At 69.2% G+C, this 13,573-nt stretch carries 12 protein-coding genes and 2 pseudogenes; 4 read left to right on the top strand and 10 right to left on the bottom strand.

What is annotated here, in order from left to right:
• Window positions 1–94: 94 nt before the first annotated feature.
• The 3 genes from IH26_RS60105 to IH26_RS0127755 all read right to left on the bottom strand — a co-directional run bounded on the left by IH26_RS60105 (window position 95) and on the right by IH26_RS0127755 (window position 3,220).
• Window positions 95–481 carry a hypothetical protein gene (locus IH26_RS60105; RefSeq protein ID WP_157437436.1) on the bottom strand — a complete coding sequence of 129 codons (387 nt, stop codon included), beginning with the start codon at window positions 479–481 and terminating at the stop codon, window positions 95–97.
• Between the two features lie 253 nt (window positions 482–734).
• The gene (locus tag IH26_RS0127760) at window positions 735–2,420 is read right to left on the bottom strand and encodes an acyl-CoA dehydrogenase family protein (RefSeq protein WP_030439179.1); all 1,686 of its coding nucleotides are present in this window, start codon (window positions 2,418–2,420) and stop codon (window positions 735–737) included.
• 53 nt (window positions 2,421–2,473) lie between these two features.
• Complete coding sequence (locus tag IH26_RS0127755; protein WP_051808569.1) at window positions 2,474–3,220, bottom strand: TetR/AcrR family transcriptional regulator; 747 nt, start codon at window positions 3,218–3,220, stop codon at window positions 2,474–2,476.
• 117 nt (window positions 3,221–3,337) lie between these two features.
• Between IH26_RS0127755 and IH26_RS62280 the strand changes: the two genes are divergently transcribed.
• The 4 genes from IH26_RS62280 to IH26_RS0127735 all read left to right on the top strand — a co-directional run bounded on the left by IH26_RS62280 (window position 3,338) and on the right by IH26_RS0127735 (window position 5,579).
• On the top strand, window positions 3,338–3,646 hold the full coding sequence (locus tag IH26_RS62280) for a putative quinol monooxygenase (RefSeq protein WP_030439177.1): 309 nt from the start codon (window positions 3,338–3,340) through the stop codon (window positions 3,644–3,646).
• 111 nt (window positions 3,647–3,757) lie between these two features.
• Window positions 3,758–4,261 carry a cupredoxin domain-containing protein gene (locus IH26_RS62275; RefSeq protein ID WP_211268762.1) on the top strand — a complete coding sequence of 168 codons (504 nt, stop codon included), beginning with the start codon at window positions 3,758–3,760 and terminating at the stop codon, window positions 4,259–4,261.
• Window positions 4,258–5,190 (top strand): metallophosphoesterase family protein, encoded by a 933-nt coding sequence (locus tag IH26_RS0127740; RefSeq protein WP_030439175.1) that lies wholly within the window; start codon window positions 4,258–4,260, stop codon window positions 5,188–5,190. Before IH26_RS62275 ends, IH26_RS0127740 begins: the two co-directional genes overlap by 4 nt.
• A complete protein-coding gene (locus IH26_RS0127735) occupies window positions 5,187–5,579 on the top strand; it encodes a hypothetical protein (RefSeq protein WP_030439174.1) in 393 nt (130 codons plus the stop codon). The genes IH26_RS0127740 and IH26_RS0127735 overlap by 4 nt, the downstream gene beginning before the upstream one ends.
• Window positions 5,580–6,280: 701 nt before the next feature.
• Here the strand turns inward: IH26_RS0127735 and IH26_RS63170 are convergent.
• From IH26_RS63170 to IH26_RS0127705, 7 genes and pseudogenes are all read right to left on the bottom strand, one after another.
• A pseudogene (locus IH26_RS63170) lies at window positions 6,281–6,814 on the bottom strand (GNAT family N-acetyltransferase); the annotation flags it as partial.
• Between the two features lie 136 nt (window positions 6,815–6,950).
• Window positions 6,951–7,016, bottom strand: a pseudogene (locus IH26_RS63165) (hypothetical protein); the annotation flags it as partial.
• Window positions 7,013–9,211, bottom strand: a complete 2,199-nt coding sequence (locus IH26_RS0127725) for a GNAT family N-acetyltransferase (protein ID WP_030439172.1) — start codon at window positions 9,209–9,211, stop codon at window positions 7,013–7,015. The pseudogene IH26_RS63165 and the gene IH26_RS0127725, both read right to left, overlap by 4 nt.
• The gene (locus IH26_RS0127720; RefSeq protein WP_030439171.1) at window positions 9,208–10,488 is read right to left on the bottom strand and encodes a lysine N(6)-hydroxylase/L-ornithine N(5)-oxygenase family protein; all 1,281 of its coding nucleotides are present in this window, start codon (window positions 10,486–10,488) and stop codon (window positions 9,208–9,210) included. Before IH26_RS0127720 ends, IH26_RS0127725 begins: the two co-directional genes overlap by 4 nt.
• Window positions 10,488–11,921 carry a pyridoxal phosphate-dependent decarboxylase family protein gene (locus IH26_RS0127715; RefSeq protein ID WP_051808568.1) on the bottom strand — a complete coding sequence of 478 codons (1,434 nt, stop codon included), beginning with the start codon at window positions 11,919–11,921 and terminating at the stop codon, window positions 10,488–10,490. Before IH26_RS0127715 ends, IH26_RS0127720 begins: the two co-directional genes overlap by 1 nt.
• Window positions 11,922–12,089: 168 nt before the next feature.
• Complete coding sequence (locus tag IH26_RS0127710) at window positions 12,090–12,542, bottom strand: hypothetical protein (RefSeq protein WP_245665561.1); 453 nt, start codon at window positions 12,540–12,542, stop codon at window positions 12,090–12,092.
• Window positions 12,543–12,873: 331 nt separating this feature from the next.
• Complete coding sequence (locus IH26_RS0127705) at window positions 12,874–13,572, bottom strand: TetR/AcrR family transcriptional regulator C-terminal domain-containing protein (RefSeq protein WP_051808567.1); 699 nt, start codon at window positions 13,570–13,572, stop codon at window positions 12,874–12,876.
• Window position 13,573: the final 1 nt, after the last annotated feature.

The following is a 13,573-nucleotide window of genomic DNA, read 5'->3' as shown; positions in this document are numbered from 1 at the left end:
CTGATCCGGCAGATCGGCGTAGCCGTCGTGCCGCCCGCGGAACGGGTACTCGGATCGGTCATTCGGCGCGTGGTCCTGCGCTGCATCGTACTGGCTAGAAATTCTTCGTTATCACGTCGCCCCACGAAGGGCGATACATCTCAACCCACGACTGGTGGTATCCGCCCATGCTGCAACTGACCGTGATCCAGGCCCACCCTCCGCCGCTCGGCACTCGTCCAGAACGGACATTGGTGAACTTGATCTGGTATTGATTCCCGTTGACCAGCGAACTCGACGTAAACGTCTGCCCGTCCAGACTGCCGCGAGATTCGATGGTTTGAATCCCGCCCGTATTGGTGCAGCCCGCGGAGCCTTTTACGTAGACCGTGCCACTCCAGGGCCAGGCATTTGCCGGCGCGGCGGCCACCAGGTTCGCTCCGGTGGAAATCGCCGCCGCACCGAGCGACACAGCCGTCAGACGAAATAGTCGTTTCCGCATCTTGTTGATCCTCGTGTTCGGTTGTGCATCGCCAGCTCCCCGACATATGCGTCGGAGGAGAGGTCGAAAGATTACCGATACACCCTCAACGAAACCGGCTCGTCCTGTACAGACTGAACCCGGGCGTTCAGCCGGGCGGGGTCGTCCGTTTCGGCGGGCCGAGAATAGCCATTACGCCCGCCAAGCCCTCATCGAACCCTCGTCACGATTCCCGGGTTGAGGCACGCAGTCCGGATCTTCCGGGGGTGGAGTGCTAAGGCCTCATCTCGTACGCGCCGACCAGCCCCACCACCTGCTGCCACACCTCCGCCGTCCGGGAGCCGTCGGCGACCGGGCGGCGGACATGTGCCAACGCCCAAGCCGCCTGCGCGTCGGTGGTCGCCGTCTTGCCGTGCAGGTCCGTCGCGTACGCGGAGAAGTCCCGGATCAGCACCGCGAAGATCTCGTCGAGGAGAGCGGGACCGAGATCGGTCAGTTCGGCCTGCTCGAGGATCAGCTGGCCGTACACGATCAGCGCGAACAGGTGGCCCACCGCCAGCAGGAAGTCGAGGTCCTTCTGCTGCTCCGCGGTCGGTGCGTGGTCGCGAAGCAGAATGGTGAAGCCGTCCGCCTGCTCGCGGAAGCGCGCCACGTTCGGCAAGTGGGCGTATTTGTCGTAGGCGATCCGCCAGTCGTGGAAGCGGATCGCGCCGAGGCCGCGGGCCGGGCCCTGCCGGAACAGGAACTCGTCGTCGGCCGCGTCGTGCCGGGTGGGGACCGGCGGCAATGCGATCGGGTCGAAGAGATAGTTCGGCATGAATTTGAGGATCAGCGCCAGATTGACGTGCACCGTGCCCTCGAGCTTCGGCAGGCCGCGGATGTCCATGGCGGCCTTGTCGAAGTACGTGTCCTTCTCGAAGCCCTTGGCCGCGATCACGTCCCACATCAGGTCGATGACCCGCTCGCCCTCGGTGGTGACCTTCATCTTGGTCATCGGGTTGAACAGCAGATAGCGGCGATCGTCGGGACCGGCCGAGCGGAAATAGTCCACGGCCCGGTCGCTGAAAAGCTTCATGCCGATCAAGCGGACGTACGCGTCGGAAAGCTCCCGCCGGACATGGGCGAAGTCGGTGACCGGCTTGCCGTACAGCATCCGCCGGTGGGCGTGCGTGACCGCCTCGTACATGGCGTGCTCGCAGATGCCGATCGCGGCCGTGCACAGGTTGAACTTGCCGACGTTGACGGTGTTGAGCGCCGCGTCGAAGGCGGCCTGCCCGGAATGCAGGACATCCTCTTCCCGTACGGGATAATCGCGCAGCTCGAACGTGCTCACGTACATCTGCTTGGCGACGACGTTCCCGATCAGGTGGTACGCCGGATGCCGGCTGTCGGCGGCGAAGAAGACGTAGCCGTCCGGGGTGCGCCCGAACACCGAGACGAGGCCCGCGACATTGCCGTTGCCGATGTAGTACTTGGTGCCGTTGGCGAGGTAGCCGCCCTCGGGCGCGGGCGTGAGCACCATGTCGGTGGCGTAGATGTCGGCTCCGTGGCCACGCTCGGACAACCCGAACGCCATCACGTGCCCGTCGGCGAGCAGCCGGGCGGCGTGCGCGCGGGCCGCCGAGTTGGCGCTCTGCCACACCGGGCCGAGGCCGAGCACCGTGACCTGCCAGGTGTACCAGTAGTCGAGCCCGTAGAAGCCGAGAATCTCGCTGAGCGCCGCGTTGCGCGCGGTGTCCCAGCGCGTCTGCGGGTCGTCGGCCGCCGGCGTCAGGAACGTCGCGAACAGCCCCTCCTTCGCCGCGAAGTCGAGAAAGTCGGAGTACCAGCCCCGCTCGAGGTAGCCGGCCATGAGCGCCTTCTTGCCGCGCTCCTCGAAGAAGTCGACGGTCGCCCGCAGCAGCCGCCGCGACTCGGCGTCCAGGTGCGTGGGGTCGTACGTGCGCGGATTGAAGAGCATGGCCACCAAGTTACCGCCCGGTAATGCCGAAACGCGACCGGGTCGGCGGTCGCTCAATCGGTGTTTTCCGTTCGGCGGCGCGTGACGGGCTGGGTGGGCTCGGGTAGGAGGCTGTCCAGGATGCGGCCGAGCCCGGTTGCGAACACCAGTTCCTGGCGGTTCTCGGCGTGGGGAACGCGCGCGTCCTGCACGATGCGTGTGAACCACGGGTACCGGCCGCTCTTCTCCACCGACTTCAGGTAGGGGCCGAGCGTCCGGCCCCACTCGCCGGCGGTGAGGCCGGTTCGCCGGAGCGCCTGCTGCTCGGCTAGTTCCCGCAGGGCGAAACCGCGGACGAACGCCTGCAGAACGTCGCTGGCGATCAGCATCTCGTCGAGGGTCAGGCCCAGCCCGTCCATGGCCGCCAGGCCGAACTCGACCCAGGCCAGCGAGTTCGGTCCGAAGTTGGGTCGTCCCGCGGTGACGCCGGCCATCCAGGGGTGCCGGAGGATCGACCCCCGGATCCGGTTGGCCAGCCGGGTGAGGTCGGCGCGAGAGTCGCCGCTGGGCGGGGGCGGCGGGCCGTCCTCGGCCTCGACCCAGTCCACCATGAGGTCGTAGAGCTCGTCCTTGCTGTCGACGTAGCCGTACAGCGACGTCGTGCCGACCCCCAGTGCCGCGGCGACTTTGCGCATCGAGACCGCCTCGATGCCCTCCGCGTCCGCGAGGGTGACCGCGACCGCGGCGATCTGCTGGCGGCTCCTCGACGGGGCCGGGCCTTTCGCGGCGCGTTCCGGACGGTCCCAGATGACGTCACGCACCCGTGAGCTTTTTCCGCGGTCGGTCGGCAATCTCACTCCTGCCCTCACGGATCTGGTCGAGGTGTACCGTAGCAGAGCTACTGCGAACACTGTACGGAGAAGAGTTGGGAGACCGACATGGCACTTCAGGACCAGCCCGCGTACATCATCAAGATGCGCGCCAAGCCGGGGCTCGGCGACAAGTTGTTCGAGCTGGCCACCGTGGGCATGGAGAAGTCCGGCTCGTCCGACCGGTTCATCATTGCCCGGGAGGACGACGACCCGGACGTGCTCTGGAACATGGAGGTGTTCACGTCCGACGAGGCCAAGGACGCCTACGAGAACAGCGCGCTGGCCGACGAACTGCGCGACGAGATCATCGGGCTGCTGGCCGAACCGCCGATGCGGGTCGCGGTCCACCCGTACGCCGCCCAGCCGGCGAGCTGAGGCCTCAGCCGGCACGCGGTGGGTGTAACTCCCGCTCGTACTCCTCTGCGGACGTCGCCGCGGTCCTTGCCGCGGCGGCCACAGGTCGGTCGAGCAGGAGGAACATCAGTCATGCGATCCTATGCCCGCAAGACGCGTAGTGGCGCGGTCGCGCTCGCGCTCGCCGGTGCGTTCGGGCTGCTCTCGGCGTGCGGTGGCGCCGGCGGGGGCAAGGCGGGCGGCGGGCTGCAGGCGCCGCCGGGCGGCAGCCTGGCCGGTATGCCGGGCGCCACCGGCTCGGCGTCGCCCTCGATGCCGGGCATGGACATGCCCACGCCGTCCGGGCGGGCCGGCGGGGGCACGCAGGCGCCGCCCGTTGCCGGCAACGCCGTCGTCATCAAGGGTTTCGCCTTTGCGCCGGCCGCGTTGACGGTCAAGGCCGGCGCCAAGGTGACCTGGACGAACAAGGACTCCGACGCGCACACGGTGACCAGTCAGGGATCCGGCGGCCCGCTGAACTCCGCGGCCATGAACACCGGCGACACCTTCAGCTACACCTTCGCCAAGCCCGGCACCTACCGCTACCTGTGCACGATTCACCCGTTCATGACGGCGACCGTGACGGTGACCCCATGAGCGAGGCGGGCATGACGCGGCGGCAATTGATGCGCCACGCCGGCTGGTTCGGCGGCGCGGTGGTGCTGAGCGTGGCCGGCGGGGAGGTGATCAGCCACATCGCCGACCATCATGACCAGGTGGCGGCGGCCGCGGCGAGCGACCCGAACGCCCTGCGGTTCGTGCAGGTGTCCGACAGCCACATCGGATTCGACGGGCCGGCCAACACCGATGTCACCGGCTCCTTCGAGCACGCGCTGGACCGGATCAACTCGCTGGGTTTCCGGCCGGATTTCGTGATGCACACCGGGGACCTGACCCACCTGTCGACGCCGGCGCAGTTCGACCAGGTCAAGCAGATGCTTTCCACGGCGCGTACCGAACGGGTCTTCGTCGTGCCGGGCGAGCACGATGCGGTGGGCGACGGCGGCCGGGCGTACCTGCGCACCTTCGGCGCGAACACCTCCGGCGACGGCTGGTACAGCTTCGACACCCACGGCGTCCACTTCCTGGCCCTGGTCAACACCCTCAGCCTGGAAAAGGCCGGTCATCTCGGCCCGGAGCAGATCGATTTCGTACGCAAGGACCTGGCCGCGGTCAAGCCGGACACCCCGGTCGTGGTGTTCAGCCACATCCCGCTGTTCGCGATGTATCCGCAGTGGGGATGGAGCACCGACGACGCCCTGCAGGTGATCGCCATGCTGCGGCGCTTCTCGTCGGTGACCTGCCTCAACGGCCACGTCCACCAGTTGTTCACCAAGACCGAGGGCAACATCACCTTTCACTCGGCCACGACCACGGCCTACCCGCTGCCGGCGCCGGGACACGCGCCCGCCCCCACCCCGCAGGTCCTGCCGGCCCGGCAGCTCGAGGACGCCCTGGGCATCCGCACGGTCGCCTATCGCGAGGGCGATCAAGCGCTGGCCCTGAAGGAGGAGCGACTCACATGAACGTCGCGCTCGCGATCCGGCTCGCCGTCGTCGCCACCGTCGCCGAGAGCGGGTACGTGCACGCCAAGCTCTACGTCGACGGCTACCGCTCCATCCCGCACATCGGGCCGCTGTTTCTCCTGCAGGCGGCGGTTTCCTTCGCGCTGGCCGCGCTGCTGCTGTTCGGCGCCCCGCCGATCCTGCAACTGGCGGCGGCCGGCACCGCCCTCGGCGCCCTGGGCGGCTTCCTGCTCTCCCGCACCGTGGGGGTCTGGGGCTTCACCGAGCGCGGCTTCCAGCCACATCCCGACGCGCTGCTCAGCGTGCTGTCCGAGATCGCGACGCTGGTGCTGATCGCGACCCTGTGGACATACCTGCGACGGAGGAGGCCGCCATCCCGGGCCGCATGACTAGCACGACGGGTCGATACTGCAGTGGTGCGTCGGTGGATCGAGTTCTGGTTGAGCGGGTGGCGATCGGAACCAGTGGTGTTGCTGTCGCCGCTGTCCGTGTCGGCAGTCCGGGCCGCGTTGATCGAAGGCAGCACGTCCTATCTGCGGACCGCGTTCACGTTCGGCGGCGGTGAGGGCGGATACCGCGTCGTCGGCTGGGTCGGTGAGCGCCGGATCAGGCTGGAGGCGGGCCGGGTCGGAGTGCGCAACTCCTGGCGGCCGGTGCTGCACGGCCGGCTCGAATCGGACGGAAGCGGCTGCCGGCTGGTCGGGACGATGGGCTGGTCCTATCTCATCATGGCGTTCAGCGCCCTGTGGCTCACCATGGTTTGCTGCGCCTTCCTGGGCCTCGTCATCCGAGCCGTCGTGGTGGCCGGCCGCGGCGAGGCCACCGGCGCGGACTTCCTCGTCTGCCTCGGCCCGCTCGGCTTCATGCTGTTCTTCTTCGGCCTGACTACGTGGGGCGTGCACCTCGGCCGAGGTGATGCGCGGTACTTGCGGTCCTGGCTGGCCGAGCGGCTGCGGACGGCGGGCTCCGGCATCCCCGGGTACCAGCCGTGGCCGGGCATTACGCCCTGACGGATCAAGGAAGGCCGGCCTAGCGGAGGCCGCCCGACGGCGCCTGCGCCTGGGCGACGAAGTCGCGCATCCGGCGGCCAGAAGCGCGACCGGGTCAGGAAGGTCAGGCGGGCCCGCTTGCGGCCGAGGTCGATCTCCGGTCCGAGTTCGAAGCCGTGCCGTTCGAAGCGGCGGATCGCCTTGGAGTTGCGGATGTCCGGCTCGGCGATCAGCCGGCGGTGGACCGGGTCGGCGAACGCGTACCGGAGCAGGGCCGGGATGACGAGCGTGCTGAGGTGGGGGAGGACCAGGTCGCCGCCGTCCAGCAGCAGGTGCAGGCCGAAGTCGCCCGGCTGGACCGGGTAGCACTCGGCGATCGGGTCGTGCTCCGGCTCGTACGTCTGGAAGATGCCGATCGGGGCCTCGTCGATCCGGATCAGGTACGCGTGATGCGTCGACAGTCCGGCCACGAACTCGTAGATCTCCCTTACCTGGTCGACGGTGTGGCCGCCCATGCCCCAGAACCGGTTGCGGGGCCGCACCACCCAGCCGTGCACCAGCGATGCGTGCGCCGCCGGGTCGAGCGGGATCAGGGTCAGCTCGCCCAGCCCGGGGAGCTTCTCGGCGTACGCGATCATGGTTTGCTCCACGGGGAAGACGGGGATCAGCGAGCCGGCCGACCAGTGCGGGAGCTGGTCGAGGAAGTGCGGGGAATCGGGGGAGCCGGATCTGCTGTCCCCGGCCCTCGGCGGTGACCCGCCCCTGCAGGTAGGCCAGCTCGTCGACCGACCCGGCCCGTAGGTGCGGGATCCCGTACGCGTCCCGAAGAACCCTCATCGGGCGATCGGGTTGTCCAGCTCACCGGCGAAGATGAGCGAGCCGGCCTGGTCGATGAGGTCCACCATCTGCAGCGTGTTGCGCAGCTGCAGCCGATTCAGGCAGGAGTGCCGGAAGGTCGGCCGGAACAGGTCGAGCCGCCCGGCCAGCGCCGGATGGTCCGCGGCGTGCCCGCGCACGCAGTCGCCGACCAGCCCCCAGAATTCCCGCGAAGGCAGCACCCCGTCGATGTCCAGGATCCCGGCGAGGTGCCGCAGGAACCCGTCGAACACGTCGGTGAACAGCGCCAGCTCCTTGATCTCGTCGCTGACCTCGATCCGGATCCGCTCCACCTCCGGCGGCAGCGGCTGGTCGTTCATCACCGCCACCTCCTCGCCGATGTCCTTCATGAACACCCGGCGCGGCACGTGGTTCTCGAGCACCAGGATCAGGTTCTCGCCGTGCGGCATGAACGCGACGTCGTGCGCGAGCAGGCAGTGCACGATCGGCCGCAGATACGCGCGCAGGTAGGCGGCAATCCACTCGGCCGGCGCCACCCCGGCCGCCTTGATCAGGGCGGTGACCAGCGCGTCCCCGTGCCGGTCCCGGTGCAGCAGGCTCGCCATGGTGGCCAGGCGCTCGCCGTCGTCAAGGCGAGGGATCGGGCTTTCGCGCCAAAGAGCGGCAAGCATTTTCGTGTACGCCGAGGGAGCCCCGCCCCGGTGGTACGCGTCGCCGGTGTACCCGATCGCGGCCAGCTCCCGCAGCACCCCGAAGCCGCACGCCCGCAGCTCCGCGTCGCCGGCCACCAGCCCGGCCACCCACTCGTTGATCGGCGGCGTGGCCCGCATGTACTTCGGCGACAGGCCGCGCAGGAACCCCATGTTCTGCACGGCGATCGCCGTCTTCACGTAGTGCCGGTCGGGTCGGTCCACATTGAAGAAGGTCCGGATCGACTGCTGCGCCCGGTACCGGTCGGGCCCGTCGCCGAGCGGCACGATCGCCCGGCGCGCCACGTCGGCCGCGAAGGTGACCGTGACCTTGTGCTCCCACTGCCACGGGTGCACCGGCAAATAACGGTAATTATCCGGATTTAACCCTAGATCCCGCAACCGCTGGTCGAACCGGCCGACCGTCTCGGCGCCTAGTTCGGCCCAGTAATGCGCACGCTCATCACCAGAAGACGCAAAATGGCTCGAACTCTTCAAGATCGCCACCCAGCGCAGCCGCACCGGCCGAGCGGCCTCCGGCGCGTACGTCTCGTGGTCGCTCAGCCCGAACCCGATCCGCCCGTTGTTCGCGACGAAACCGGGGTGGCCCTCGGTCATCGCCGCCTCGATCGTCTGGAAGTCGGCGTGCACCAACTCCTCGGCCGTCTCCCGCCGGTGATGGTGCTTCCAGGCGGTGCCGGCGAGCGTCGCCGAGATCTCCTCAAGATAGGTGCCGAGCAGTTCATCGGGAATGCCCAGTTTGTCCGGTAATCCCGTGATGAAGTCGAGGGCGTCGATCGGGCCGCGCAGCGAGTCGGGGTCCACGACCCAGTGCTCCATCGCGAACCGCCGGGCGCGGAATGTCAGCTCACCCCATCGGTATCCGTCGTTCTCCGTAACCGGATAAATCAGGCGCTCGTGGCTGAACTCCGCCAGCGCCTTGGCGATCAACTTCCGGTGGGCATACTCCATTGCGGCCGGATTCAGGTGCGGCGTGCTCATCTCGTACGAGGATCGGGTGCAGAAACTCAGCCGGGCCACCTTGTCGTGCAGCGTGATCCGCCGCTCCTCGACGAAGCCCACCTCGGCGTTCTTCCGGGCGATCGCCTCGTTGCGCACGTCCGGCTCGACCACCACCCGGTCGACGCGCGGGTCGGCGAAGCAGAAGTCCATGACCGCGCGCATCACCGCCGAGGTCACCCCGGACCGCCGCGTGGTGGGCGGCGCCACCAGCAGATGCATGCCGAGGTCGCCGGGTCGCACCGGGTAGTGCGCGGCCAGCTCGCTGTGCGCGGGGTCGTAGGTCTCGGCCAGGAACAGGGGAGTGCCATCGGCGTCTCGGCCGAGCCACGCGTGATGATGCGGGTTCGCCGCGATCCGGGCGTACTCCTCCCGTACGCGATCGAGGTTTGCTCCTTGCAGGCCCCAGAAATGCGAGCGCGGGTGGGTCACCCAGGCGTGCAGCAGCTCAAGATCAAGATCGAGGTTCAGCGGCACGAGTTTCACGAGGCCACCAGCGCCCGGGGTAGGTCGGCGGTCGGCGCGCCGAACTGCTGGAACGCGATCCGGTCCTCGATCGGATACACCTCGCGGCCGGTCAGCGCCTTGATGATCACGGAGTTCCGGTACGCGCCCATGCCCAGGTCGGGCGCGGTCAGGCTGTGCGTGTGCTCCTCCGCGTTCTGCACGAAGATCTCGCTGCCTTTCTCATCGACCGAGTAGTCCACGGCGACGTCGAAGCGGCCGCGCTCGTCCCAGCGGATCCGGTCGCGCACCGGGTCCAGGAAGGCCGGGACCCGCGGCGCATATCCCGTCGCGAGAATCAGCCCCTCGGTGCCGGCGGTGAACGAACGGCCCTGCTCGGCGTGCTGCAAGGCAAGCGTGTACCGCTGCCCGTCCCAGATCGCGCCTTCCAGCTCGACACCGGTCACCAGGGTCGTCGGGACCGGCCCGGCCAGGCTCTTGGTGTAGAGCGTCTCGTAGATGGCGTCGACCAGCTCGCCGCTGATCCCCTTGTAGAGGTTGCGCTGCTCGCGACCCAGCCGGTCCCGGCTGCGCAGCGGCAGCCCGTGGTGGTAGCGGATGTACTCCGGCGAGGTCATCTCCAGGGTCAGCTTGGTGTACTCCATCGGGAAGAACCGCGGCGACCGGGTCAGCCAGGAGAGGTGGTACCCGTACGTCTCGATCTCGCCGAGCAGGTCGTGGTAGATCTCCGCCGCGCTCTGCCCGCTGCCGACCACCGTGATCGAGTCGAGCGCCTGCAGCCGTCGCTTGTTCGGCAGGTAGTCGGCGCTGTGCACATACGGCCCGTGAGCCACCACCGCCGGCACTCTCGGCTCGGTGCCAATTCCCAGAACCAGCTTGCGTACGCGGAAAGTCTCGCCCGCCGTGTGCACCTCATAGTGGTCGCCGTCGTGGGTGACCGTCTCCACCAGGGTGTTCCACCGGATCGAGGGCAGTTGGGCCGCGACCCACTGGCAGTAGGCGTTGTACTCGGCGCGCAGCGGGTAGAAGCTCTCCCGGATGTAGAACGGGTACAGCCGCCCGGCCCGCTTGAGGTAGTTGAGGAACGAGAACCGCGAGGTCGGGTCGGCCATCGTGACCAGGTCGGCGAGGAACGGCACCTGGATGGTCACCCCCTCGAGCATCAGCCCCGGGTGCCAGTCGAAGCCGGCGCGCTGGTCGAGGAAGACACCGTCCAGGCCGGGAAGGTCGGCGGTCAGCGCGGCGAGCCCGAGGTTGAAGGGGCCGACGCCGATCGCGGCGAAGTCGTGCGTACGCATCAGGCCATCACCGCCTTCTTGGTGACGGGCCCGGTCATGTCCCGGCCGATCTCCCGGATCAGATCCAGCACGTCGCGCAGGTCGTCCCGGGTGGTGTTGGGATTGAGCAGGGTGAACTTCAGCCAGTAGTGGCGGCCGACCTTGGTGCCGGCCACGATCGCCCGCCCGTCGTGGAACAGCCGCTGCCGCAGCCGGGGCATCAGGTCGTCGCACTCGGCCACGCTCAGCCCGGCCGGCCGGAAACGGAACAGCAGGGTGCTCAGCGTCGGCGAGGTCAGCGCCTCGAAGTCCGGGTCGTCGAGCAGCTGCAGGTACGCCTCGTGGGCCCGGTCCACCACCGCGTCGAACATCTCGCCGATCCGGTCCGAACCCATCGTGCGCAGCGTCATCCAGAGCTTGAGCGCGTCCAGCCGGCGGGTGGTCTGCAGGCTCTTGTCCACCTGGTTCGGCACGGTCGCGGCGCGCGGGTTGAGGTAGTCGGCGTGCACCGCGATCCGGCGCAGCGTCTCGCCCCGGCGTACCACGATCGCGCTCGAGCTGACCGGCTGGAAGAAGCTCTTGTGGAAGTCCACGGTCACCGAGTCGGCGCGCTCGATGCCGTCGAGCAGGTGCCGGCGGCGCGTCGAGGCCAGCAGACCGCAGCCGTACGCGGCATCCACGTGCAGCCAGACGTTGTGCCGTTCGCAGACGTCGGCGATCGCGGCGATCGGGTCGATCCGGCCGAGGTCCGTGGTGCCGGCGGTGGCGACGACGGCCATCGTTCCTTTCTTGTCGCGGCGTGCGTTCTCGATCGCGGCGGCCAGCGCGGCCGGGTCCATCCGGCCCGAGCCGTCGGTGGCGACGCTCACGACGGCATCGGCGCCCAGCCCAAGGATGCCGGCCGACTTGCCGACGCTGAAGTGGCTCCCGGCGGTCGCGAAGATCTTCCCCCCGCCGCTCACCTCGCGGGCCAGCAGCAGCCCCTGGAGGTTCGATTGGGTGCCGCCGCTGGTGAAGACGCCGTCCGCGTCGGGACCGAAGCCGATCCGCCCGGCCGTCCAGTCGATCAGGCGCCGCTCGATCAGCGTGCCGGCCGTGCTCTGGTCCCATGTGTCCACCGAGGAGTTGACCGCGGCGATCAGCACCTCGGCGCTCAGGGCCGGGATGGCGACCGGGCAGTTCAGGTGCGCCACGTACGCCGGCTCGTGGAACCAGACGGCATTGTCCAGATACAGCCGGGCGACCTCGTGCAGCGCGGCTCCCGTGTCGCCCAGCGGGCGATCGAGGTCCACGGCGTCGACCTGTTCCCGCAGGTCCGCGACGGACGCGCCGGAATACGGCCGCCGCACCGCCTTGACCCGATCGGCGAGCAGCGCCGACGCGTGCCAGACCGCCGACGTGTACGCGTCCAGGGTGGACCCCGAGAACAGATGCGGGGACGCGGATCCCTCCAAGGCGGCCTCCTAAGGTTAGCCTCACCTAATTTCGAGCAGGCTAGCGGCCGCCCCCGGCCATACGGAACCCGGCCCGCGGATCTCGTTCGCTTCGGCGCCGCGCCGCATCCGGCGCGACCAGCGATTCCGTCCCCGCGAAGCCGGGCGTGCTCAATCCCATAATGCGGGTTACTCCGCGGCCGGCAGGACCTCGAACGTCCGGGCCATCTCCTCGAACATCGGCTCGGCCTCCTCGGGCGCCGCCGACCCGCAGCCCAGGCAGAACCCGACCCCGTCGCTGACCGCGAAGTACTCCCGGACCGCCCAGACCCGGCCGGCATCCCGCTTCGCACAATCCAGCCGGACCCCGGCCCGGCCGCCCCACTCGGCATCGGAAATCGCCGACTCGCCGAACCCGGTCGCCTCCAGCGCGGCCCGCGCCCGCAGGGCCACCTCGGCCGCGGTGCTCCGCGGCCCCACCGGATTCCGGAACACGATCACACTGTGCCGGCGGTCGGCCGGGTCCACGAACCGAGCCGTCTCCCACGGGCTGTTGCGCAGGTCGACCTCCCGCTCGACCCACCCCTCCGGCACGAAGATCGCAAAGCCGTACGTCGTCTTCTCCACGCGCTGCCAGTTCATGGCGGACACCTCCACGGTCTGCTCGCTGGGCCGAAGGTGTCGAAGGGCAGCGGTATACGACTCGCCGGTCCGGCGGGCGCGCTCGCGGACGCGGCGCTTGAAATTCTTCCCTGCGGTCATCGAAACCCTCGGCCACACGGGACAACACCCCCGGCGGCGCGCCCGTGGCAGGCTGATGACAAACGACCCGAGGAGCTTTCCCCTTTGCCCCCGCGAAGCGGCCTGCCGGGACGGCCGGTGGAGGTGAGGCGGTGGATCGACGCCCGGCGCCAGTGTAGCCCCTGTCATCACCTCGCCGCCCGCCGTGGCCACGACGCCCCGTCGTCGGGGTTCACCCGGCTCCCGCGGGGCCGGGTGGCCCGGTCGGCGGTGGCCTCCCCGCACTTGCCGGCCGGCCTTCGATCGGGTCCTGGCGTACGGCTGAGGCGATCGCGCCGAGACCGTCGAGGATGATCCGCAGGCCGATCTCGAAGGAGCGCTCGGAGCTTCTCGCCGGTTCGTTGCGGGCCGCCCGGATCGCGCTGCCCAGCGCCGAGCCGGGGTCGGGCGAGTCGGCCCACACGCCCAGCGGCGCGCTCGCGTCCAGCGCCGAACCGATGATGAAGGAGTCGAGGATGGTGACGGCGTGCAGCAGGGTCTCGTCGCGGAACCCGGCGTCGCGCAGCACCCGCGCCACCGCCTCGTACCCGGCCAGTGTCTCCGGGTCGGTGACCACCTGGCCGGTGAGCAACGGAACGGCCCTGGGGTGGCGGGCGAACTCCTCCCGGTACGCGCGCGACCAGTCCTCGACGAACCGGCGCCAGTCGCGCCCGCCCGGCTCGGTCTCGATGCCCTCGGCGGCGAGCAGCCCGCGGATCGCCTCCACGATGGACTCCCGGCCGCCGGGGAAGTGGTGGTAGATCGAGGAGGGGCTGACCGACAGGGCCTTGGCGAGGCCGGGCAGAGTGAAGGTGCCGGCCTCGTCGATCAGGGCCAGGGCGGCCGTGGCGATCTGGGCGCGGGACAGCAGCGGTGTGCTGGGGCGGGGCAAG

The organism is Actinoplanes subtropicus (genome assembly GCF_000721705.1).
GTDB lineage: Bacteria > Actinomycetota > Actinomycetes > Mycobacteriales > Micromonosporaceae > Actinoplanes > Actinoplanes subtropicus.
Note: the sequence above shows the minus strand (reverse complement) of the source record. Positions and strands in the feature narration are given on the sequence as shown.